Here is a 20,046-nt window from a genome sequence, read left to right as displayed (position 1 = left end):
GAGTCCCGCGCGGCCGGGCCGCGGGTCACGTCGAGGAGGGTGTGGTCGGGGTGCATGTTGAGGGCGCTGGCCACGTCGCCGAACTGCACGTCCAGGTCCACCAGGACCGTCGACAGGGGCGCCGAGCGGGCCAGACCCACGGCGAGGTTGGTGGCCACGGTCGTCTTGCCCACGCCGCCCTTGGGGGACAGGACGCTGATGACCCGCCCGCGCGCGTCGGCGTGCCCGCTGATCGCGGGGTCGCCGGGGACCGGCTGGGCAGAAGCGGAGGACTGGGCGACCTGCGCGGCGCGCTGGAGTACCCGGCCGAGCTCTTCGAGCGGGGTGTGGGGGTGCACCACGTCGCAGGCGCCGGCCCGCAGAGCGGACAGGGCAAAGGCGTCGGGCTGCTCGCTGAACAGGACCACGGCCATCCCGGGGCACTCCGTCGACAGGCGGGCCGAGAGTCCGAGCGCCTCGTCCTCGCGGCCGGCGGTGTCGATCACGACCACCAGGGGGATGGGCGCGCCGGGGCCCAGCTGCTGGAACAGCTGCGAGGGCCCGGCCGGGACCTCGGGGCCGCTGATCAGCGCGATCTGCGACTGGATCGCGTCGGCGACGTGACCGCCGAGATCCGGGGAATCGGAGATGAGGAGGAGGCGGTTCATTCGTACACGTTCCCTGGGTCGACGATGCGGGTGCCACCGGTCGGCGTGGCCGGGTCCACGATGGTCAGCCAGATGCTGCCGTTCTCGGCGGCAAAGACGAGGGTCTCGGCATCGCGTGCGTTGACCACGAGAGTCACCATCGCGTTGCCGTCGTGGACGGGGGCGGCGGAGGGGTCGTCGCTCGCGGATGCGCTCGCCTCGTCGCCGGATCCGTTCGAACTCGGGGAGCCGGCCGACGACGGGGTGAGGCCGCCCTGGACGCGGGTGACGAGGATCTTGTCGAGCGCCAGATGCGTACGACCGTCGATGGAGATGAACACGCCCACCAGATCGCCGGGGGTGATGGTGCCGCCCACCACGCGGGCAGAGTCGAAGGGGAGGGTGACCTGGTGCAGGCCCTCGGGGACGGGGATGCCACCGAATTTCTGCATGTCCAGGGGGCTGACGAAACGCCCCGCGAGGAGCTGTTCGCCGGCCTGGATGTCGGTGGCCGCGACCAGCCCTTCCAGCTCGGCCAGCGACCGCACCGGGGCCGGACCGACTGCGGCGGACGGGATCTCCTCCACCACGACCAGCGAGGCCAGATCCTCGGCCGCGGTGCCCTGGCCGATGGGGGCCGAGGCGACCAGAACCTCCACCGGATCCAGGTTGGCCATCGCCCGCTCATCCGCCGAGTTGACGTACGTGATGAGAAGGACGGCGCCGAGGAGGGCCACCAGCCCGGCGGCCAGGCCTGCGATGAGGCGACGACTCATGGGATTACTCGCTAATCGGGTAGTAGGAAGACGGCTGCCGCGCCCAGGTTGGGTGCGCCGGGGCCGTAGTCGAAGTTGGGGTCGGTATGGACCATCGTGGTGAAGTAGCCGCGGATGCAGCGCTCGTTCCCGCGACACGGGGCGCTCTTGCCCCCATCCCAGCTCTGTCCGGAGAAGTAGTACCCGGTGACGTGAAACGCCGCATAGCCGTAGACCCGGTACCAGGCGTTGGCACCATTTCCGCCGGAATTGAGCGGGTTGCTCGAGTCGAACAGTGGCAGAAGGATGGTCCGGTCCCTGATCGCCGAGATGTCGCACTGATTCATGTTGTTGCCCGGCGAGCTGGTGGCCTTCTGCCCTACCTGCGTCTTGGTGTAACAGCTCTTGTGCGCGGTGGGGGACAGCCAACCAAAGCCGCCTGGGACCCAGTGTGGTGGCTGGTTCCCAGCGCCGGTTTGCAGGCAATTTCCCGCCGGCGTCGTGATGATCGTTTGTTCAACCCCGGTCGGGAATCCGTTGACGGCGTAGCGATTGAATTCGCACAGTGTGAGAATGAGCGGCAAAGCCGCGGTGCCACCGATAGGAGCGCCCCAGCTTGCGCTGGCGCGGACATTGATCTCGGACTCATCGACTCCCAGGACCGGTGCGAACCAGTGCTTCCGTACCGCGGAGTTCTCCACGGTGACGCGCCCGGTTGTCGCGGTGGGAACCGTCGGCAGCGTGGCAACGGCGTTGCCCGAGTTGCTGTTCGCCGTGGCAAGAGTCTGCGCCGTCACCCGGGGCGAGCCGCAGGTATCACGGGCACAGTCCTGGGCGATCGCGAGTGCGGCGGCGTCCGCGCCGGTCTGGAGCTGCTGCTTCTCGGCGTGCATCGCCGCGACATCGAGGGAGATGGCGGCAAAGCCGAGGAGGGGAACCATGAGGATCGCGATGATGACGGCGGCCGCGCCTCGATCGTCGTTCAACCGAAGCATCGCATGGTCCCTTTGCCGGTGAGGGTGAGGTCGTCGATGGGCAGGAAGCCCGAGACCGGCGAGAACGGATAACTGATGGTCACCGACGCCATGCCAGGGGCGGCGGGATCGGGAGTGCATGTGGTGGGGGTGACGCTGATCATCGCGTCGGTGAGGGGGAGACCATGAGCGGAGGCCTTGGCCGTCGAGCGCGCGGCGGTGGCGTTGTCTTGCAGTGCCATTACGCGCACACCGTCGCGCGCCGCATTGGAGAGCGTCGTCTGCACGTGAAACGCCCTGCCGAATTCCATGATGCCCAGGACGAGCAACAACAGAACCGGCAGGAGAATCGCGAACTCGACGGCCGTGGCCCCGCGCTCACGTGAGGGCGTGAGCATTGCGGCGCCTGAGGGGATCGGTGGGAACTAAGGGACGTGGGGAGGTACTTCCGTGGTCTCCGGTGTAGCTCCTAGGCGGCGCTACACCGGAGAGGGCGGCATGGTTTTACGGAGTCACCTTCTGGCCGACTCCGGTCTCGTCGACCAGGTCGTTATTAACGTCGGCAAAGAGGCTCGTTAGAGTGTCTCCAAGGACAACGACCGCCACAATGATCACGACGGCGATGAGCCCGACCATCAGGCCGTACTCAACGGCCGTAGCGCCACGGTCCTTGCGGTTGTCCAGACGCTCGGAGAAGAAGGCCTGCACGGTGGCCATGGCGAAGTAGAGCTGGTTCATGATGAACCCTTTCTTGCGAGGGAATGAGCCGAGGCGGCTCGAGGGGGAGGGGTTGCGCCTCGCTCTTTCTGAGTTGGCGCTGAGAAGAGTATGCAGCGCCGGTCACGCAAGTGCAAGCCTTTGGAAAACTTTCTGTAACGAACATCACTCAGAGAGCGATGTGTACGCGTGTACAGACCTTGTGCAGGTGAGACAGCACGTGGCACAAGAGATTTCCGTCCGAGAGCGGACCGCGCCGCGGCCATCAAGTGGGACGTGAGTCCGACTATCAGCCGGACGAACGTACGACTCGCCGGCAGTTTGAGGTAAGGCTTCCTTACTTTGTGGTAGCTCCACAATCGGCTTCGCCGGTGAGGTTCCGTCCACTCCGCTGCGTTCACGGTTGCACCGCTGCTGAGGGTCGGTACCGTGGCCGCCACCGGCGCCGCGGGGGCGCTGTAGCACCGCCGACGAGGAGGCCCTTCGATGACTCCACGCACCACGACCTCAGCACGACGTTTCCGCCGTAGTTCTACATTCGTCGCACTCTCCGCGGCCGCGCTTTTGGCGGCGTCCTGCGGGACCGGCGAGGATTCGCCGGCCGCCCAGGGCGAGGTCACGCCGCAGAGTGATACCTCCTCGGAGGTCGCCGACTCCGACGAGGGTGAGCGGTTTGCCATCGCTGACCTGGTCACTCCCGAGGGCGAGTCGCGCGGCACTGTCGAGTTCGCCGAGGTGGACGGCGGCACCATGGTCACCGCCAAGGCGATGGACCTGCCGCCCGGTTTCCACGGCCTGCACATCCATACCACCGGTGTGTGTGAACCCGACAGCGAGAACCCCAGTGACCCCGGCGAGCGCGGAGCGTTCCTGTCCGCAGGGGGTCACCTGAAGGGAGACGACGACGAGGCCGTCCACCCGAATCACGCCGGCGATCTGCCACCCCTCTACGTGGCCGACGACGGAACCGCTGAGATCGTCACGTTCACCGATCGACTGGACCGCGACCAGCTCCTCGACGACGACGGATCGGCCGTGATGATCCACGAGAAGTCGGATAACCTGGCCAACATCCCTGAGCGCTACGCGCCCGACGGGCCGGACGAAGATACGCACATGGCCGGCGACGGCGGCAGCCGCATCGCGTGCGGTGTCGTCACCGAGAACGGCTGACGCCGAACACATTCGGTAGTACATTCGCAGACGGACGGCGCGCGTGATTGTGCCGCGCGCCGGCCGTCAGCATTTGGTCACTTCTGCCGTGGGATACGGCCCATGACGTAGAACTCCGGGTTCGGACGCATCTCCGAGGCGTTGGCGAGCCGGTTGCTGAGACCGAATAGGCCCGTGATGGCGGCGATGTCCCAGGCGTCCTCCGAGTCGAGCCCGTGCTCGTAGAGCGCGTCGTAGTCGGCGTCGCACAACTCGTCCGAACGCAGGTTGACCTTGGTCGCGAAATCGCAGATCGCGCGCTCACGCGGCGTCAGATCCGCCTTGTGGTAGCTCACGGCCAACTGGTCTGAGATGTACGGGTCCTTCTTGACGATCCGCAGGATGGCGCCGTGCGCGACCACGCAGAACTGGCAGTTGTTCTGCCCGGAGATGGTCACGACGATCATCTCCTTGTCCGCCTTGGACATGTTCGAGCCCTCACGCTCCATCAGCGCGTCGTGGTAGGCGAAGAACGCCCGCGACTCCGCTGGGCGGCGGCCGAACATCAAGAACACCTCGGGGATGAACCCGGCCTTCTCCTGCTCGGCGAGGATGCGTTCGCGCAGGTCCTCGGGCAGCTTGTCGAGCTCGGCGAGGGGATAACGATCGGACATGCAGGGCTCCGGAGGTCTCAGGGCGCCGGACTCGGCACCGACGTGGTGGCTCCCAGGCGAGTGAGCGCCCTCACAGGGTAGGGCTGCTCGTCGTCGTCTCGGACCGGGATCGACCCACGTCCCCCCGACCGGTTGTGAGGGGCACAGGCCGCACCTACGTTGGCGCCAAGCGCCGAACCTACGAGCCGAGGAGGCGGACATGGCTAAGTGCGATACCTGCGGAAACGACTACGACAAGGCCTTCACCCTCACCCAGGGCGACAGATCCGGAACGTTCGACAGTTTCGAGTGCGCGGCCCACGCGATGGCGCCGACCTGCTCGCATTGCAGTTGCCGGATCCTGGGCCACGGTGTGGAGGTCGACGGCACCATCTACTGCTGCGCGCACTGCGCCGAGCACTCCGGAGTCGCAGACCGGGCCTGACACCGCCCTCGGAGGTCAGGAGCGGGCGAGATCGCCCCACACGTGCACGCGGTCGATCTCGACCCGGACGTCCACGCGCGGATCCTCCCGGTTGAAGTAGTTCTGACCGGTGTAGTGCTGCGCGAGCGAGTCGATCCCCTCCAGGTTCGGGTCGTCGATGATCTCCACCACCCGGCCCTGGATGCTCACGTGTGTCGTCCAGTTGCCGGCCTCCATGACTGACAGCGCCACCCGCGGGTCCCGCTGGATGTGCTGCAGCCGCACGCGGCTCTTATCCAGGTTGAGCAGGATCCGGTCTCCCACCAGCCGGTACCAGGTGGGCACGGTGACCGGCGAGCCGTCCCTGCGGACGGTGGCCATCACGGCCGGGTTGGGCTTGAGGAGCAGTTCGCGGACATCGTTCTCGAGGGGCGTGGCGGACATGGCGACTCCTATCGGGTTACCGGTGGCCAGCGTGACGCCGGCCCTGCCGTCTCCAGTGTGCCGCTCAGAAGCCGGGCAGGGCTTCCGGACGGAAGGTGTCCGACATGATCGAGACCATCCGCTGGGCGCGCTCTTCCCAGACCCACGACGCCGCCTGCGCCGCGAGGTCCGGACGCGCCACCATTCCAATAAGCACGGCGATTCCGACCACGCGCTTCCACCGGCGGGGAATCAACCGCCGGAACATTCTCAACCCATCGACCCGGTCCACGCGGCGCAGCATCGCAGACGGGTCTGACAGGGAACCGGCCCGCGGCGCGCGCCCGCATCGGTGAAGCCGATCGTCGCGCCTGGTGCCTGGACGAATCTGTCGGCGACTTTGGCTGGTCAGGACGGTCGACCGACCTGTCCGAGAGGCGGAGTAGCGTCACGACCATGACCACTCGCACGGAGCGGCTCGACGGCCTGCCGTTCACCCGCAAGCATCGGAAGCTGCTGCTCGGCTCGGGCCTCGGCTGGGCCCTGGACGCCATGGACGTCGGACTCATCTCCTTCGTCATGGCGGCGCTGGCCGTCCACTGGTCGCTCACGCCCACCGAGCTGTCGTGGATCGGCTCCATCGGGTTCGTCGGCATGGCCCTGGGCGCGGCGTTCGGCGGGCTGCTCGCCGACAGGATCGGCCGCCGCCAGGTCTTCGCCGCCACACTGCTGGTCTACGGCATCGCCACCGGCGCCGCGGCGCTGTCGACGGGCATCGCTATGCTCATCGTGCTGCGCTTCATCGTGGGACTCGGCCTGGGCGCCGAACTGCCGGTCGCGTCCACGCTGGTCAGCGAGTTCGCGCCCCGCAAGATCCGCGGCCGGGTGGTGGTGATCCTCGAGGGCTTCTGGGCCGTCGGCTGGATCATGGCCGCCGTGATCGGCTACTTCGTGGTGCCGGCCAGCGACGCCGGTTGGCGCTGGGCCCTGGCCATCGGCCTCGTCCCCGCCGCCTACGCAATGGTCGTGCGGTTCGGGCTGCCCGAGTCGGTGCGCTACCTCGAGTCGAAGGGCCGTCACGCCGAGGCCGAGGACGTGGTCCGCGAGTTCGAGGAGGCAGCCGGTCTCGAGCCCTCCGCCGGGGCCGACCGAAAGCGCGCATCGGGATCGGTCGCCGAGGAGCCGCTCGAGTCGATCTGGTCCCCGCGCCTGCGCTGTCGCACCGGAGCGCTGTGGATCGTGTGGTTCGGGATCAACTTCTCCTACTACGGCGCGTTCATCTGGCTGCCCAGCCTGCTCGTCGCCCAGGGCTTCGACCTGGTCAAATCCTTCGGGTACACCCTCATCATCACGCTGGCCCAGCTGCCCGGCTACGCGGTCGCGGCCTGGCTCATCGAGGTGTGGGGCCGTCGCATCACGCTCGCGGTCTTCCTCGCCGGCTCCGCCGTGGCCGCCGGTCTGTTCGGACTCGCCGACTCCCCGGCCACGATCATCGCCGCGGGTATGGCGCTCTCGTTCTTCAACCTCGGCGCGTGGGGAGCGCTGTACGCGATCGGCCCGGAGCTCTACCCCACCTCGACCCGCGGCGCGGGCACCGGCGCAGCCGCGGCATTCGGGCGAATCGCCTCCATCATCGCGCCTCTGCTCGTGCCGTTCCTGCTCGATGCGGGGGACACGGTGACGGTTTTCGCCGTGTTCGCGGCGGCCTTCGTCGTCGCCGCCCTGGCGGCCTTCACCCTGCCGGAGCGCAAGGGCGTCGCGCTCGAGGACACCTGAGGCGTCCCGCCGGCCCGCTGTGTCAGTCGCGGCCCTCGCGCCCGTCGCCCAGCTCGCGGATCCGGTCGTTCGCCGCGCGTAGCCGGTCCTCGCGCGCCTTCTGGTCGGCCTTCTTGAGCTTCTCGTAGGTGGCTTCGTCGTCGTCGTTGTAGCGCAGGATCAGCCGCGGGATGCCGAGCGTCAGCGCCAGCGACGGCCACACGATCCACGCGAAGTTCCAGCCCACCACGAACTGCAGGATGAGGAACGACACCAGCGTCACGCCCACCACGACGCCGTCCAGCGCCTCGATGGTCTTGCCGCGCTTGCGCAGTTCCGCCAGCTCCGCGTCGACGTCCCGGTGCGCCGGAACCTGACTGGAAGAAGCGCCCGACGACGACGCCACCACCCCGCCCGCGCCCACCCCGTCGGCGGTGATGGCCGACTGGACGATCATGCCGTCGACCGAGGTCAGCGGCATCCCGCCGGGCAGATCGCTGAAGGACCCGCGGAGCTGGCGCAGGGTGCGGGCCGCGGCCACGTCACCCGACCGGGCGTGGAACTCCGAGTCGTCCAGGCGGCCCGCCGCGTAGTGGTCGCCGAGCGCCGTCAGCGCGTGCAGGCGCTCGGCGTCGGAGAGCAGTAGGTCGGGTGCGGGGACCGGCTCCGGGCCGGTGGGGTCGGGGCTGCTGGGCTCGGTCATGACTGGAGCTCCTCGGTCGGGGCGGTGGATTCCCAGCGTAGTCGCGCCCACAGCCCCCGCCCCGGTGCGCGACTGTCACGTTTCGGGGCGCCCGTGCGTCGAAGGGATATGAGTGCACAAAGACGCAAGAAGATCAGCGCGGGTGCGATGGCGCCCATGGTGGCGATGGAGGCCTACACGAGGGCTCGTGTCTCACGAGCCGACAGTCACCTCATCAGGCTCCGCGTCTCGGCGGTCAACGGTTGCCGCTACTGCACGGCCATGCACCGCCGCGACGCCCGCAAGGACGGCTGGGATGACTCGCGGATCCTCGCGGCCGAGCTCGCGAGCTCCCGCGCCGACGAACTGCCCGAGGACCAGCGGGTGGTGGCACGGTTCGCCGACGCCGTGACCCACATCGACGGCGAGGAATCCGTCCCGGACGTGCTCTGGGCCGAGGTCGTCCGACATCGCGGGGAATCCGGGGCTGGACAGCTGCTCATGGAGATCGTCACCATCAACGCATGGAATCGGATCGCCGTGGCCACGAGGCTGGACCCGCGCTCGCTGAAGGGCGTCGAGGAGCGCGACATCGATCCCGTGCGCCCGAGCTGACCGCGCTGCGCGAACGGGCGGAGCTGGAGCGCGTGCGTGGCCGGCTGCTCGGGATCGGCTATCGCCTCACCGGCACGTGGGCGGACGCGGAGGAGGCCGCCGACGAGGCCCTGGCCCGGCTGGTCGCGCTGGGATCGGTGGAATCGGCAAGCGGCGAGGTCCCGGACAATCCCGAGGCCTGGCTGACCACCGTCACCACGCGACTGTGCCTGGACCGGCTGCGCCGTCGTCAGCGTGAGGCATACACGGGCGCGTGGCTGCCCGAGCCAGTCGACACCGCGCTGCTGCCCGAAAACGCCGCCGAGCGCCGGGACGATCTGCGGATCGCGGTCCTGTTGGCCTACGAGCAGTTAGGGCCCACCGATCGGGCGGCGTTCGTCCTGCGGAAGGCCTACGAGCTGCCCTACTCCGAGATCGCGGAGATCCTCGAAGCCGCCGTGCCGACGGTCCGCCAGTGGGTGAGCCGGGCCCGGCACCGTCTCGACACCGACCTGCGCCCGCCCGAGCGGGCCTCGGACGAACTCATCGGCCAGCTGGTCGAGGCCGTCATGTCGGGGGATCTCGACGCGACCATCGCCGCTCTCACTGCTGACGCCCGTGTGGTCTCGGACAGCGACGGCAAGGTCAACGCCGCCCGCCGCGACATCGTGGGCGCGCGCAAGACCGCGTACTTCCTGGTCAAGGCCGCCGAGCTCGCCAACGGCATGATCGCGCCCGTCGACGTCAACGGGGAGACGGCGCTGGTCGTGGTCTCGCGGGGCGTCCTGCGGATCGGTCAGGTCGGTGCGACGGACGGCCGGGTCACGCGGGTCTGGTTCCACGCCAACCCGGACAAGCTCACCCGCGTGGAGTTGCCGGAGGGGTTCCGTCCGGCCGACTGAACCGGTCCGGAGAAGTCGGGCGCCCCGAGCCGATTCCGAGCAGAGTCGACGGCGAAGGGAGTCACACGTGATCGAGATCCTCAACCGCCTCGTCGACGAGATCGAGGACAACCTGGCCGGCGAACTCGACGTGGAGGCGATCGCCACCGCGTCCGGGACCACTGACTATCACCTGCGCCGCATGTTCTCGTCCCTCGCGGGGATGCCCGTCTCCGAGTATCTGCGCCGACGCCGGATGACCGTCGCAACGGCGGACGTGATGGGCGAGGAGGATCTGCTCACTATCGCGGTCCGCTACGGCTACGGCTCGACCGAGGCATTCGGCCGGGCATTCCGCGCCGTCCACGGAGTCAGCCACGGTGCGGTCCGCCGGGACGGCGGCCCCTTCGCAGCCAACCCGTACTCAGGTTCCGCCTGACCGTTGAAGGGAGCATCCCCATGGACGCCCGCATCATCGACCACCACGCCTTCCGCCTGATCGGCCACGCCGCCCGCGTGCCACTCATCCACGAGGGCGTGAACCCGCACATCCGCGCACACGTCGAGTCGATCCCGCCCGCAGAACACGCCCGACTCAAAGAACTCGCCGACACCGAACCCGGCGGCATCCTGCAGGTCAGTACCGACGTCGATCCCGACTACACGGAAGGAGCCGAACTCACGTATCTGCACGGCGTCGCCGTCGTCGTCGACACCCCGATCCCCACCGACCTCGACTCCATCGACGTGCCCGAGGGCACCTGGGCGATATTTCGCTCCTCAGGCGAGCACCCCGCCGCGCTGCAGCGGATGTGGGCGGCCACCGCCACGGAGTGGTTCCCATCCAATCCGTGGCGCCTGCGGCCCGGGCCGTCGATCCTCACCGTGCTCGAGCATGCCGACAACTTCAGCACCGCCACGTGCGAACTGTGGTTGCCGGTCGAACGTGAACAGCGGTGAGCGGGCCTTACTCTGTCGGCGGGTCGGGTCGCGTCACCGCCACCCACATCGCCATCTCATTCCCGCCGGGCTCGCGGAAGTGAAAACGTCGGCCGCCGGGAAAATCGAACGGGCCGAACGTCACCACGCCCCCGGCGGCCTCGACCTGCTCGCGGGCCTCGTCGAGGTCGCTCACCCGGATCACCATGAGCGGCGCCGGGGACTGTTCGTGGGCGTCGCCCTGCACCCCCACGTCGATCCCGCCGCCGACCAGGTTGCTGTACGACGGCCCGTACACGGTGGGGGTCCACCCGCACACCTTCTCCAGGAAGTCGGAGGTGGCGGACATGGAGGTGCTGGGGAACTCGACCAGGGTGATCTCGAGTGGCTTACGGCTCATGGCCTCGAAAATACGCTGAGCCGGGTCGGGACTCGCTCGAATCCGAAAAGGGAACAAGGAAGGCCACGGCCACGTGACCTACGGCTGCCTGACGGGCAGGGCCCCTGACCTGCGGTGCCCTGCTCGTCGCGTTCAGGGCACCGCAGGTCAGCGGGTTCAGCGGCCGGTCTCCCAGCGGGAGAGCAGATCCGCGGCGGCCGCGCGCGGGTCCGGGGCGGCTATGATGGCCGAGACCACGCACACCCCGTCCAGCGCGGTGGTCGCGAGATCGGCGACGTTGGTCGGCCCCACCCCGCCGATGCCCACCGACCGCACCGCGGCGTCGGCGGCCACCCGCGCGATCCGGTCCGCGCCCTGTACCCCCAGCGCAGGGGCGGTGTCGGTCTTGGTGGCGGTGGACCACACCGGGCTCACCCCGATCACGTCCGGGGCCACGGCCGGATCGGCGAGCGCCTCGACCAACTGCACGTCCGATTCGATCGACAGTCCCAGCATCAGCTCGTCCGGCAGCGTCGCCCGGGCGCGCGCCAACGGCTCGTCCCGCTGACCGATGTGCAGGTGCAGGCCCAGCTCGCGCGCCACCTCGAGCCGATCGTTGACGAACACCGGCACGCGGCGGCCCACCTCGGACGCGGCGCGATCCGCCGCCGCGGCGATGGCGGCGGCGTGGGCGGCGAACTCGTCGTCGTCGCACTCCTTATCTCGCACCTGGACCACGCCCACTCCGCCGCGCACCGCCTCGGCCACGATTCCCGGCACCGCGTCCCGCCCGCCGCCCAGATGCGGATCGGTGACCAGGTACAGGCGCCAGTCGGTCGCCTCGGCGATGCGGCGCCGCGCGGCCGGCGAGCTCACTCGGTATCGGCGATCGTCAGCACCGCGAGCTCGGCGATCTGCTCCGGCTCCAACGAGTACAACGCATCCAGCCACGCCATCGCGAACGAGCCCGGCCCCATCGCCACGGTGCCCGCGGCCGCCCCCGCGGCGCCGATGTGGGCGTGGGCGGCCACCACGGCGGAGTGATCGGAGATGTCCGTCGAGCGCGCGACCGCGAGATAGCCGGCCGTCAACGCGCCCAGCGCGCAGCCGGTGCCGATGACCTTCTGCAGCAGCGGATGGCCAGAGTCGATCCAGGTCGCCCGGGTGGGCCCGTCGGTCTGGGTTATGACGAGGTCCCTGTCGCCCGAGATCGCGACCGTGCCACCCGTGCGGGCGGACAACTCGAGCGCCGGCAGCAGCGCGCTGGAGACGGTGGCGGTGGAATCCACGCCGCGGCCGCCCGCGCCCGCCCCGGCCAGCGCCACGATCTCCGAGGCGTTGGCCCGGATAGCCGCGGGGGAGTGGTCGAGCCAGCCGGTGGCCAGGCCCGTGCGCAGCGTCAGGCCGCCCACCGCGACCGGGTCCAGCACCCACGGCGTGGAGTGCTCGCGCGCCGACGCGATGGCCGCGTGCATGCCCTTGATCTGCTCGCTCGTCGGGTTGCCGACGTTGACGAGCACGCCCGAGGCGATCGACGCGAAGTCGCCGGCCTCGGCCGGGTGGTCGACCATGGCCGGAGCCGCACCCGCCGCGAGCAGCACGTCCGCCGTGACCTCGCGGACCACCGAGTTGGTCAGGCAGTGCACCAGCGGACTCGCCTCCCGCAGCAGCGACACCAGACGGGCGACCGTGTTGGCGGGATCGGCGGGGCTCGGCTCGGTTGCATCAGGCATGCCCCCAGTGTGCCGTGCGGCACCACCGCTGCCCGGAATAGCCGGCCGAGGGGGCGGGTTGCATGGGGTATGCCCGCCTCTGACTTCCGCGCTCTGCCCCTGTCCGTCATCGACTTCGCATCCGTTCGCCCCGGCCAGACCGTCGGGGAGGGGTTGCAGGACTCGGTCGCGCTGGCTCAGAAGGCGGAGGAGCTCGGCTACGAGCGGGTCTGGTACTCCGAGCACCACAACATGCCGTCCATCGCCTCCTCCGCGCCGGCGGTGCTCATGGCTCACATCGCCGCGCAGACCTCGACCATCCGGCTGGGCTCCGGCGGTGTGATGCTGCCCAACCACTCGCCGATCGTGATCGCCGAGCAGTTCGGCACCCTTGCCGAACTGCACCCGGGCCGGATCGACCTGGGCCTGGGCCGAGCACCCGGTACCGATCCGCAGACCCTGCGCGCGCTGCGTCGGGAGCCGTCCGCCGCCGAGACCTTTCCCGACGACGTGCGCGAGCTACAGGCCTTCCTCGGCGACTCGCCCAGCGACATGGCCCGCACGCGGGGGATCGTGGCGGTGCCCGGCCGCGGCACCAAGGTGCCCCTCTATATCCTCGGATCTTCGCTGTTCGGCGCGCAGCTCGCCGCGGCGTACGGGCTGCCGTACGCCTTCGCCTCGCACTTCGCGCCGGACGCCCTGGAGCAGGCCTCCGCCGTCTACCGCGAGCGGTTCCAGCCCAGCGAGCAGCTGTCCGAGCCGTACATGATCGCCGCGGTCAATGTCGTGGCCGACGACGACGCCGCGCGTGCCGAGCAGGAGCTGCACTGGTACCGCCGCCAGCGAGTCAGGCTCATGGCCGGGCGGGGTCGGAACTTCACCGACGAGGAACTCGACATGGTCATGGAGTCGGCCGGCGGCCAGCAGATCCTCCACATGATCAGCTACACCGCATGCGGCGACGGCGCGACGGTGCGCGACTACCTCACCGAGTTCGCGCACCGTGCGGGCGCCGACGAGCTGATGATCGCCCCGATCGGCTCGTCGCCAGAGCGTGCCCACGGCTCGCTCGAGGTGCTGCGGCGGGCCTGGAGTGACTGAAGTGGCTCGCCCGCGTGAGGGTCGTCACGAACGGCCCCACCCGGAGGCCGTAGCAGTAGCCGCGGGCACCGAGGAGGCTTAGGCTCGGGTCATGGCGATCTCCGAAGTAGGTGAGTACGCCCACCTCGATCAAGCACAGATCGAGGAATTGGGACGGGAGCTCGACGCGATCCGCGCCGAGGTCCTGGAATCTCGTGGGGATCGCGACTACCGGTACGTCCACAGCATCATCCGGTTGCAGCGCGGTCTGGAGATCTCCTCGCGCGCGCTGCTGTACTTCGGGGCCCGTAACCGCACCGTGTGGGCGCTCGGCACCGGCGTGCTGGCGGTGGCCAAGATCCTCGAGAACATGGAACTCGGCCACAACATCATGCACGGCCAGTGGGACTGGATGAACGACCCCGAGATCCACTCCACCACGTGGGAATGGGACCTCGTCGGCAACGCGGCCGACTGGAAGCACACCCACAACCACCTGCACCACAAGTTCACCAACATCATCGGGATGGACGACGACGTGGGATACGGCGTCCTGCGCGTCACCCGCGACGTGCCGTGGAAGCCGCGGTACTCAGCAAACGTGCTGGTCAACACCCTTCTCATGGCGGGATTCGAATGGGGCATCGGGCTGCAGGCGGTGAGCCTGGCTGCCGCGTTGCCCGGCTCGACCGAAGCCCCGGAGGAGCGGCGCCGCGCCCGCCGGTTCCTCGCCAAGGCCGGCAAGCAGGTCCTCAAGGACTACATCCTCTTCCCCGTCCTCGCCGGGCCGGGCGGCCGCCAGGCCCTCACCGCGGCGGTCACCGCCAACATCATCCGCAACATCTGGACCAACGCGGTGATCTTCTGCGGGCACTTCCCGGACGGTGCCGAGAAATTCACCTTGACGGATGTAGAGACCGAGACCCGGGCGGAGTGGTACCTGCGTCAGATGCTCGGCAGCGCCAACCTCGACGGCGGCCCGGTCATGAACCTCATGTCGGGCAACCTGTCGTTCCAGATCGAGCACCACATGTTCCCCGACCTGCCGTCCAACCGGTACTCGGAGATCTCACTGAAGGTCCGCGACCTGTGCGAGCGGTACGACCTGCCATACGTGACCGGCCCGCTGGGGAAACAGTATCTGCAGGCGTGGCGGACCATCGCGCGACTGTCCCTGCCGGACCGCTACCTGCGCCGCACCTCCGACGACGCCCCGGAGACCCGCAGCGAGAAGATGTTCGCGCTGGCCCCGCCCATGCCGGGCCTGGCCACGGCGCTCGCCGGTCTGCGCAAACGACGGGCCCGAGCGGCGCGCTGAGTCGGCACTGGCAGACTGGGCCGCATGTCGCTGACGAGCATGGTGGAGGCCGCCGCTGAAGGCGGGACGATCGAGGTCGAGTCCGGTTGGACCCAGGGCCGGGCCATCTTCGGAGGTCTCACCGGAGCGCTGCTGCTGGCGGCGATGAAGGGCCGGATCGCCGAGCTGTCCGCCACCACCGGCAAGCCCGACACCGTGCCGCCGCTGCGGTCCATCACCGTGTCCTTCGTCGGCCCCGCCACGCCCGGACCGGTCGAGTTGGAGGCGGGGGTCCTGCGCGTCGGCTCGAACGTGACCCAGTGCCAGGCCACGCTGCGTCAGTCCGGTGAGGTGGTGGCCACCGCGCTGGCGGCGTTCGGCAAGCACCGCGAGTCGGCGCTGTCGGTCGCGCCGACGCACGGGGCACCGGCGCTGCCCGAGCCCTCGTCGATCGAGGCGTTCCCCTACATCGAGAAGCTCACGCCCGAGTTCTACCAGTTCGTCGAGCTACGCCAGGTCGGCGGCCAGATGCCGTTCAGCGGCTCGGACAGCCACGAGATCTCCGGCTGGACCGGACTGCGCGAGAAGCCGCAGCACCTCGCCGAGGAGCATCTGGTGCTACTGGCCGACGCCTGGCCGCCCGCGCCCCTGCAGATGCTCGACGGCTTCGCGCCCGGCAGCAGCCTCACCTGGACCCTCGAGCTGATCGCGGAGATCGGCCCGCAGTCCGTCCCCGGCACCACTGACTTCGCCTACCGCGCCACGACCGACTCGGCCCGCGACGGCTACGCGCACACGCACGCCATGCTCTGGCTGCCCGGCGGTGAGCTCGCCGCGATCAGCCGCCAGTCCATCACGATCTTCGGCTGACGGCCGCGGTAGCCGCGGACCACACGCGATCCGCAGGCTCAGCCCGCCGCGCGGGTGGAGCGACGACGTCCGCTGCCTGAACCGCCGCCGGCGCCGCCCCGGCCCTGGCCCGAGGCCTGGCCGACGGACTGCTGCGCGCCGGAGCCCTGCCGGCCCGAACCCTGACGGCCCGAGCCCTGGCCGCCGCCGTTCTGGGGGCGACGAGGACGACGACGAGGGCCACCCGTACCGCCCGACCCGTCTGAATTCTGCTCGCGGCCCTGGCCGCGCTCCCCGCCCTGCTGACGCTGGCGGTTCTGCTGCTGCCGGCTCTGGCCGCGGCCGCGACGTGCCTGGTTCCGGCGGGACGGCGGCTCGGCCGCGCTGTCGCCGCCACCGGCGCCACCCGGGACGTGCGGGGGCGGCTCGGGAGCGTCGGCGAGCGCGGCGCCGGCGTCGTCGCCCTCGGGCAGGACGATCTCCCCGGCGGTCACGCCGGCAGCGCGCAGCAGGCCGCGCACCTCGCCGACCTGGTCCTGGGTCGCCACGGTCACGACGGTGCCCACGGCGCCGGCGCGGGCGGTGCGGCCCGAGCGGTGAACGTACGCCTTGTGCTCGGCCGGCGGGTCGGAGTGCACGACCAGCCCCACGTCGTCGACGTGGATGCCGCGCGCGGCGATGTCGGTGGCCACGAGCACGGTCGCCTCACCGGAGGAGAAGGCGTCGAGGTTTCGCACGCGGGCGTTCTGCGAGAGGTTGCCGTGCAGGTCCACGCTCGCGACGCCGCGGCCGGTGAGCTGCTTGGCCAGCCGCCGGGCGCCGTGCTTGGTGCGGGTGAACATGACGGTCCGCTCGTACGCGCCGGCCAGATCGGCCAGGGCGCGGACGCGGTCGTCGGAGGTCACGCGCAGCACGTAGTGGGAGGTCGGCCCGGGGGTGGCGGAGCCGTCGTCGACGGAATGGTCGACCGGGTCCACCAGGAACCGGTCGACGAGCTTGCTCACGCCCTCGTCGAGGGTTGCGGAGAACAGCAGCCGCTGGGCGCCCTTCGGGGTGGCCGACAGGATGCGGGTGACGCCCGGCAGGAAGCCGAGGTCGGCCATGTGGTCGGCCTCGTCGAGGACGGTGACCTCGGTCGAGGCCAGGCTGCAGTGCTTCTGCCCCATGAGGTCCTCGAGCCGGCCGGGGCAGGCCACGACGATGTCCACGCCGCGGTTGAGCGCATCGACCTGACGGCCCTGCGAGACGCCGCCGAAGATCACGGTGGTGCGCATGCCCATCGCGGCGGCCAGCGGGGCGAGCGTCTCGTCGATCTGACGGGCCAGCTCGCGGGTGGGGGCGAGGATGAGCCCGCGCGGGGCGCCCTTCTTGCGCTTACCGCCGGAGGCGGCCAGGCGGGCGACCAGCGGGATGCAGAACGCGTAGGTCTTGCCGGAGCCTGTGCGGCCGCGGCCCAGCACGTCCCGCCCGGCGAGTGCGTCGGGGAGGGTGGCGTCCTGGATGGGCGTGGGGGTGACGATGCCGGCGCCGCCGAGGACGTCGAGCAGGGGGGAAGGAACGCCGAGATCGGCGAAAGAACGTGACAAGGAGAAAGCTCCGTACATAGATGGGGGCGTCTTGCCCGGCGCGCTCGCGGATGTCGCACCGCCTTATCGGCGGATGCGCCCGGTGCGCGACCACGGGAGGTCGACCAGCCGCTCGGTCCGAGGCAAGCGTGGTGCGGACCGACTGCCCACACCCTACTCGTCGCGGGCCCCCGCTTCCCACATGTGTGACGGAGAGCATCACGAGACCGTCGCCTCGCACGCCGCGCGGTGGCACGATGAGTCACCATGCGCCTCGACCTGTCCCTGCTGCGCCGCCCGGAGCTGGGTTCGGTGCTGCTCGGACGCGAACGCGAGTCCGCCCGTCTGCGCGCGCTCCGGGTGCGGGTCCTGCTGGTACTGACGCTGCTCGGCTCCAACCTGGTCGGCATCGCGGTCGCGGCGGTGCTCATCTTGTTCGTGCTTCCCGGGCCCCACCTGCTGTCCTCGCGGTTCCTGTGGCCCAACGCGGTGATCGTGCCCGTCTACGTGGGGCTGGCCACGATCCTCGGCCTGGTGTGGGTGCGCGCTGTGGTCTTCCGCCGGGTGCGCTGGTTCCTCGACGGCCGGGATCCCACCGACCGCGAGCGGGCTCGGACACTGCGCCTGCCCGGACGGGTGACGCTCATCCAGGGTTTCCTGTGGATCCTCGGCGCCGCGCTCATCACCACGGCCTTCGGCGTGATCGACCCGGCGGCGATCCCGGTGGTGGGCTTCACCATCGTCTTCTCCGGGATGGTCGTGTGCGGTGCGGCGTTCCTGTTCACCGACTTCGGCCTGCGCCCGGTCGCCGCGGTCGCGTTGTCCACGGGAACGGCGCCGCGGGCCCGCTTCCTCGGGGCCATGACGCGGGTCCGGGTGGCGTGGGCCCTGGGCAGCGGCGTGCCGATCGCAGGTCTGATCATCGTGGCGATCTACACACTGGCCGGTCGGGCACTCACGTTGGAACGCCTCGTCGTCGTCATCATCGTCCTGTCCGCCACCTCCCTCCTGGCCGGATTCCTGCTGGTCTCCCTGTCGACGGGCTCGATGCTCGGCCCGCTGCGCAGCGTGCGCTGGGCGATGGAGGACGTCACCGCGGGGCGCCTGTCGCGGCGCGTCGTGGTGTACGACGGCACCGAGCTCGGCGAACTGCAGCGCGGATTCAACCAGATGGCCGCCGGACTGCAGGAGCGCGAGCGGCTGCGCGACCTGTTCGGCCGCCACGTCGGGCGCGAGGTGGCCGAGGCCGCCGAGCTGCACGACCCCGAGCTGGGCGGGCGCGACTCGCGTGTCGGGGTGGTGTTCGTGGACCTCATCGGCTCGACCGAGATGGCCACCCGGTCCGAGGCCGCCGCGGTGGTCGACGTGCTCAACCGGTTCTTCGCCGTGGTCGTGGAGACCGTGGAGGAGTACGACGGCGTCGTCGACAGCTTCCTCGGCGACGCCGCGCTCGTGGTGTTCGGCGCGCCCAGATCGATGGTGGACCCGGCCACGGCCACGGTGGCGTGCGCCCGCACGCTGGCCGAGCGACTCCCCGAGCGGGTGCCGGACTGCCGCGCCGGCATCGGTGCCTCCTACGGCGACGTGGTGGCCGGGTACGTCGGCTCGGACGACCGCTTCGAGTACACCGTGATCGGCGACGCGGTCAACGAGGCCTCGCGACTGTGCGACCTGGCCAAGGACCGCGACGGGCTGGTCCTGGCCTCCGGCGCCGCCGTCTCCGCCTCCGACCCCGCCGAGGCGCGCCGCTGGGAGTCCACGGGCTTCGAGGTGGTCCGGGGCCGCGACGAGCCGACCGAGCTCTGCGTTCCGCGAACCGTCTAGTTCGTCTCCAGCACCACGTCGCGTCCGCCGAGGCTCACCTCGAGCCCCTCGGTCACGACCCGGGTGCCCTCGATCACGACGCCCTGCGGCAGGTCGGCGACCGCCGAGTCGACCACCGTGGTGATGCCGGAGAACAGGCCGTCCGGCAGCGGGAAGCCCAGCAGCGCGGTCTGCTCGGGCCGCAGCGTGAGCCGCCCGTCGGTGACGCCCGGCGCCACCCCGATCTCGGCGATCCCGCCGAGGTCCGCGCGCAGGAGACCCGCCGCCGCGTCCGGTCGCACCGACCGCACCTCCGTCAGCCCCGCGATCGGCGAGCCCTCCGGACCGCCCCGGGCCGCGGCCGCCACCATCTGCTGCTCGTCGAGCACCGCGGTGCCGTCGAGGGTCTCGGCGTGCAGCGCGCCGTCGACGAGGGTCACCGAGTGGGCCGTCACGTCGAGCTGCGGCACGGTGTCGGAGCCGGGCGAGGTCAGGTGGACCTCCCCCGCGGAACGGGAGCTGATCAGCTCCCACAGCAGCAGTCCCCGGCCGAAGGACACGTCCGCCGGCGCGTCGATCCTGACCGACACCTCCCGTTCGGCCCGGTCCGCCAGGTACCACCGCGTGCCGAACTCGGCGGCCGCCACCAGCCCCACCAGCAGCAACACCAGCAGGATCAACGAGCAGCCGCAGCCGCGCCCGCCGCCCCGGTTGCCTCGTCCCGTCCGCGCTCCACGTCCCATGCCGGTATCGTGCCGGACCCACGCGTCGGGGTCCACCCCTCGT

25 protein-coding genes are annotated in these 20,046 nt (G+C 70.2%); 11 read left to right on the top strand and 14 right to left on the bottom strand.

Translation table 11 applies throughout. The features are described 5' to 3' along the window. From ACWIE7_RS12625 to ACWIE7_RS12605, 5 genes are all read right to left on the bottom strand, one after another. Window positions 1-647 (bottom strand): AAA family ATPase (locus ACWIE7_RS12625; RefSeq protein WP_454069394.1); only part of this gene is annotated, 647 nt, incomplete at its 3' end. Beyond that, window positions 644-1,402: a Flp pilus assembly protein CpaB gene (gene cpaB / locus ACWIE7_RS12620; protein ID WP_454069393.1), complete on the bottom strand. Its 759-nt coding sequence runs from the start codon at window positions 1,400-1,402 to the stop codon at window positions 644-646. The genes ACWIE7_RS12625 and cpaB, both read right to left, overlap by 4 nt. An 11-nt stretch (window positions 1,403-1,413) precedes the next feature. Further along, the gene (locus ACWIE7_RS12615; RefSeq protein WP_454069392.1) at window positions 1,414-2,376 is read right to left on the bottom strand and encodes a pilus assembly protein TadG-related protein; all 963 of its coding nucleotides are present in this window, start codon (window positions 2,374-2,376) and stop codon (window positions 1,414-1,416) included. After that, window positions 2,364-2,753, bottom strand: a complete 390-nt coding sequence (locus tag ACWIE7_RS12610; RefSeq protein ID WP_454069391.1) for a TadE/TadG family type IV pilus assembly protein — start codon at window positions 2,751-2,753, stop codon at window positions 2,364-2,366. Before ACWIE7_RS12610 ends, ACWIE7_RS12615 begins: the two co-directional genes overlap by 13 nt. Window positions 2,754-2,859: 106 nt before the next feature. Continuing rightward, window positions 2,860-3,093, bottom strand: coding sequence for a Flp family type IVb pilin (locus ACWIE7_RS12605; RefSeq protein ID WP_454069390.1), 234 nt, complete (start codon window positions 3,091-3,093; stop codon window positions 2,860-2,862). Window positions 3,094-3,558: 465 nt separating this feature from the next. Between ACWIE7_RS12605 and ACWIE7_RS12600 the strand changes: the two genes are divergently transcribed. After that, window positions 3,559-4,245 (top strand): superoxide dismutase family protein, encoded by a 687-nt coding sequence (locus tag ACWIE7_RS12600; RefSeq protein ID WP_454069389.1) that lies wholly within the window; start codon window positions 3,559-3,561, stop codon window positions 4,243-4,245. A 77-nt stretch (window positions 4,246-4,322) separates the two neighbouring features. On the opposite strand, the gene ACWIE7_RS12595 is transcribed toward ACWIE7_RS12600, so the two are convergent. Continuing rightward, a complete protein-coding gene (locus ACWIE7_RS12595) occupies window positions 4,323-4,898 on the bottom strand; it encodes a peroxidase-related enzyme (protein ID WP_454069388.1) in 576 nt (191 codons plus the stop codon). 199 nt (window positions 4,899-5,097) lie between these two features. Between ACWIE7_RS12595 and ACWIE7_RS12590 the strand changes: the two genes are divergently transcribed. Continuing rightward, window positions 5,098-5,322 (top strand): hypothetical protein, encoded by a 225-nt coding sequence (locus ACWIE7_RS12590; RefSeq protein WP_295651682.1) that lies wholly within the window; start codon window positions 5,098-5,100, stop codon window positions 5,320-5,322. A gap of 15 nt (window positions 5,323-5,337) precedes the next feature. Here ACWIE7_RS12590 and ACWIE7_RS12585 read toward each other — a convergent pair whose 3' ends face one another. Together ACWIE7_RS12585 and ACWIE7_RS12580 are read right to left on the bottom strand one after the other, a co-directional pair. Further along, window positions 5,338-5,745: a PPOX class F420-dependent oxidoreductase gene (locus ACWIE7_RS12585; RefSeq protein ID WP_454069387.1), complete on the bottom strand. Its 408-nt coding sequence runs from the start codon at window positions 5,743-5,745 to the stop codon at window positions 5,338-5,340. A gap of 64 nt (window positions 5,746-5,809) precedes the next feature. After that, the gene (locus ACWIE7_RS12580; protein ID WP_454069386.1) at window positions 5,810-6,016 is read right to left on the bottom strand and encodes a hypothetical protein; all 207 of its coding nucleotides are present in this window, start codon (window positions 6,014-6,016) and stop codon (window positions 5,810-5,812) included. 164 nt (window positions 6,017-6,180) lie between these two features. Here ACWIE7_RS12580 and ACWIE7_RS12575 point away from each other — a divergent pair, with 164 nt between their 5' ends. Beyond that, the gene (locus ACWIE7_RS12575) at window positions 6,181-7,500 is read left to right on the top strand and encodes an MFS transporter (RefSeq protein ID WP_454069385.1); all 1,320 of its coding nucleotides are present in this window, start codon (window positions 6,181-6,183) and stop codon (window positions 7,498-7,500) included. Window positions 7,501-7,522: 22 nt separating this feature from the next. Here ACWIE7_RS12575 and ACWIE7_RS12570 read toward each other — a convergent pair whose 3' ends face one another. Continuing rightward, a complete protein-coding gene (locus ACWIE7_RS12570) occupies window positions 7,523-8,182 on the bottom strand; it encodes a DUF1707 SHOCT-like domain-containing protein (RefSeq protein WP_344996697.1) in 660 nt (219 codons plus the stop codon). A 108-nt stretch (window positions 8,183-8,290) separates the two neighbouring features. Here ACWIE7_RS12570 and ACWIE7_RS12565 point away from each other — a divergent pair, with 108 nt between their 5' ends. The 4 genes from ACWIE7_RS12565 to ACWIE7_RS12550 all read left to right on the top strand — a co-directional run bounded on the left by ACWIE7_RS12565 (window position 8,291) and on the right by ACWIE7_RS12550 (window position 10,596). Next, complete coding sequence (locus tag ACWIE7_RS12565; protein ID WP_454069384.1) at window positions 8,291-8,776, top strand: carboxymuconolactone decarboxylase family protein; 486 nt, start codon at window positions 8,291-8,293, stop codon at window positions 8,774-8,776. 32 nt (window positions 8,777-8,808) lie between these two features. Beyond that, on the top strand, window positions 8,809-9,657 hold the full coding sequence (locus tag ACWIE7_RS12560) for a sigma-70 family RNA polymerase sigma factor (protein ID WP_454069383.1): 849 nt from the start codon (window positions 8,809-8,811) through the stop codon (window positions 9,655-9,657). A 67-nt stretch (window positions 9,658-9,724) separates the two neighbouring features. Continuing rightward, on the top strand, window positions 9,725-10,075 hold the full coding sequence (locus ACWIE7_RS12555) for a helix-turn-helix transcriptional regulator (RefSeq protein WP_454069382.1): 351 nt from the start codon (window positions 9,725-9,727) through the stop codon (window positions 10,073-10,075). A 20-nt stretch (window positions 10,076-10,095) separates the two neighbouring features. Next, window positions 10,096-10,596 (top strand): GyrI-like domain-containing protein, encoded by a 501-nt coding sequence (locus ACWIE7_RS12550; protein ID WP_454069381.1) that lies wholly within the window; start codon window positions 10,096-10,098, stop codon window positions 10,594-10,596. A 7-nt stretch (window positions 10,597-10,603) separates the two neighbouring features. Here ACWIE7_RS12550 and ACWIE7_RS12545 read toward each other — a convergent pair whose 3' ends face one another. From ACWIE7_RS12545 to thiM, 3 genes are all read right to left on the bottom strand, one after another. Beyond that, entirely contained in the window at window positions 10,604-10,975 is a 372-nt protein-coding gene (locus tag ACWIE7_RS12545) for a VOC family protein (protein ID WP_230929200.1), read from the bottom strand. Window positions 10,976-11,131: 156 nt separating this feature from the next. Next, on the bottom strand, window positions 11,132-11,830 hold the full coding sequence (gene thiE, locus ACWIE7_RS12540) for a thiamine phosphate synthase (RefSeq protein WP_454069380.1): 699 nt from the start codon (window positions 11,828-11,830) through the stop codon (window positions 11,132-11,134). Continuing rightward, window positions 11,827-12,687 carry a hydroxyethylthiazole kinase gene (gene thiM / locus ACWIE7_RS12535; RefSeq protein WP_454069379.1) on the bottom strand — a complete coding sequence of 287 codons (861 nt, stop codon included), beginning with the start codon at window positions 12,685-12,687 and terminating at the stop codon, window positions 11,827-11,829. Before thiM ends, thiE begins: the two co-directional genes overlap by 4 nt. 69 nt (window positions 12,688-12,756) lie before the next feature. On the opposite strand from thiM, the gene ACWIE7_RS12530 reads away from it, so the two are divergent. From ACWIE7_RS12530 to ACWIE7_RS12520, 3 genes are all read left to right on the top strand, one after another. Beyond that, on the top strand, window positions 12,757-13,767 hold the full coding sequence (locus tag ACWIE7_RS12530) for an LLM class flavin-dependent oxidoreductase (RefSeq protein ID WP_454069378.1): 1,011 nt from the start codon (window positions 12,757-12,759) through the stop codon (window positions 13,765-13,767). Between the two features lie 91 nt (window positions 13,768-13,858). Then, complete coding sequence (locus ACWIE7_RS12525; protein WP_454069377.1) at window positions 13,859-15,064, top strand: fatty acid desaturase family protein; 1,206 nt, start codon at window positions 13,859-13,861, stop codon at window positions 15,062-15,064. Window positions 15,065-15,088: 24 nt separating this feature from the next. Then, window positions 15,089-15,913: an acyl-CoA thioesterase gene (locus ACWIE7_RS12520; RefSeq protein ID WP_454057179.1), complete on the top strand. Its 825-nt coding sequence runs from the start codon at window positions 15,089-15,091 to the stop codon at window positions 15,911-15,913. A gap of 38 nt (window positions 15,914-15,951) precedes the next feature. Here the strand turns inward: ACWIE7_RS12520 and ACWIE7_RS12515 are convergent, their stop codons facing one another. After that, a complete protein-coding gene (locus ACWIE7_RS12515) occupies window positions 15,952-17,496 on the bottom strand; it encodes a DEAD/DEAH box helicase (RefSeq protein ID WP_454069376.1) in 1,545 nt (514 codons plus the stop codon). A 228-nt stretch (window positions 17,497-17,724) separates the two neighbouring features. Between ACWIE7_RS12515 and ACWIE7_RS12510 the strand changes: the two genes are divergently transcribed. Beyond that, a complete protein-coding gene (locus ACWIE7_RS12510; RefSeq protein ID WP_454069375.1) occupies window positions 17,725-19,281 on the top strand; it encodes an adenylate/guanylate cyclase domain-containing protein in 1,557 nt (518 codons plus the stop codon). Here the strand turns inward: ACWIE7_RS12510 and ACWIE7_RS12505 are convergent. Further along, on the bottom strand, window positions 19,278-20,003 hold the full coding sequence (locus ACWIE7_RS12505) for a DUF2993 domain-containing protein (protein ID WP_454057176.1): 726 nt from the start codon (window positions 20,001-20,003) through the stop codon (window positions 19,278-19,280). The two genes, ACWIE7_RS12510 and ACWIE7_RS12505, sit on opposite strands and share 4 nt — an antisense overlap. Window positions 20,004-20,046: the final 43 nt, after the last annotated feature.

It is taken from the genome of Dietzia sp. NPDC055343 (genome assembly GCF_053645265.1).
The sequence above is the reverse complement of the archived record's forward strand: the minus strand, read 5'-3'. Positions and strand labels throughout refer to the sequence as shown.

Coding starts and splice junctions, on each gene's coding strand:
- ACWIE7_RS12605 (WP_454069390.1), bottom strand. CDS start 3,093: ATGAACCAGCTCTACTTCGCCATGGCCACCGTGCAGGCCTTCTTCTCC.
- ACWIE7_RS12510 (WP_454069375.1), top strand. CDS start 17,725: ATGCGCCTCGACCTGTCCCTGCTGCGCCGCCCGGAGCTGGGTTCGGTG.
- ACWIE7_RS12570 (WP_344996697.1), bottom strand. CDS start 8,182: ATGACCGAGCCCAGCAGCCCCGACCCCACCGGCCCGGAGCCGGTCCCC.
- ACWIE7_RS12545 (WP_230929200.1), bottom strand. CDS start 10,975: ATGAGCCGTAAGCCACTCGAGATCACCCTGGTCGAGTTCCCCAGCACC.
- ACWIE7_RS12565 (WP_454069384.1), top strand. CDS start 8,291: ATGAGTGCACAAAGACGCAAGAAGATCAGCGCGGGTGCGATGGCGCCC.
- ACWIE7_RS12530 (WP_454069378.1), top strand. CDS start 12,757: ATGCCCGCCTCTGACTTCCGCGCTCTGCCCCTGTCCGTCATCGACTTC.
- ACWIE7_RS12505 (WP_454057176.1), bottom strand. CDS start 20,003: ATGGGACGTGGAGCGCGGACGGGACGAGGCAACCGGGGCGGCGGGCGC.
- ACWIE7_RS12575 (WP_454069385.1), top strand. CDS start 6,181: ATGACCACTCGCACGGAGCGGCTCGACGGCCTGCCGTTCACCCGCAAG.
- ACWIE7_RS12525 (WP_454069377.1), top strand. CDS start 13,859: ATGGCGATCTCCGAAGTAGGTGAGTACGCCCACCTCGATCAAGCACAG.
- ACWIE7_RS12615 (WP_454069392.1), bottom strand. CDS start 2,376: ATGCTTCGGTTGAACGACGATCGAGGCGCGGCCGCCGTCATCATCGCG.
- cpaB (WP_454069393.1), bottom strand. CDS start 1,402: ATGAGTCGTCGCCTCATCGCAGGCCTGGCCGCCGGGCTGGTGGCCCTC.
- ACWIE7_RS12610 (WP_454069391.1), bottom strand. CDS start 2,753: ATGCTCACGCCCTCACGTGAGCGCGGGGCCACGGCCGTCGAGTTCGCG.
- ACWIE7_RS12550 (WP_454069381.1), top strand. CDS start 10,096: ATGGACGCCCGCATCATCGACCACCACGCCTTCCGCCTGATCGGCCAC.
- ACWIE7_RS12600 (WP_454069389.1), top strand. CDS start 3,559: ATGACTCCACGCACCACGACCTCAGCACGACGTTTCCGCCGTAGTTCT.
- ACWIE7_RS12515 (WP_454069376.1), bottom strand. CDS start 17,496: ATGTACGGAGCTTTCTCCTTGTCACGTTCTTTCGCCGATCTCGGCGTT.
- ACWIE7_RS12595 (WP_454069388.1), bottom strand. CDS start 4,898: ATGTCCGATCGTTATCCCCTCGCCGAGCTCGACAAGCTGCCCGAGGAC.
- thiM (WP_454069379.1), bottom strand. CDS start 12,687: ATGCCTGATGCAACCGAGCCGAGCCCCGCCGATCCCGCCAACACGGTC.
- ACWIE7_RS12585 (WP_454069387.1), bottom strand. CDS start 5,745: ATGTCCGCCACGCCCCTCGAGAACGATGTCCGCGAACTGCTCCTCAAG.
- ACWIE7_RS12520 (WP_454057179.1), top strand. CDS start 15,089: ATGTCGCTGACGAGCATGGTGGAGGCCGCCGCTGAAGGCGGGACGATC.
- ACWIE7_RS12590 (WP_295651682.1), top strand. CDS start 5,098: ATGGCTAAGTGCGATACCTGCGGAAACGACTACGACAAGGCCTTCACC.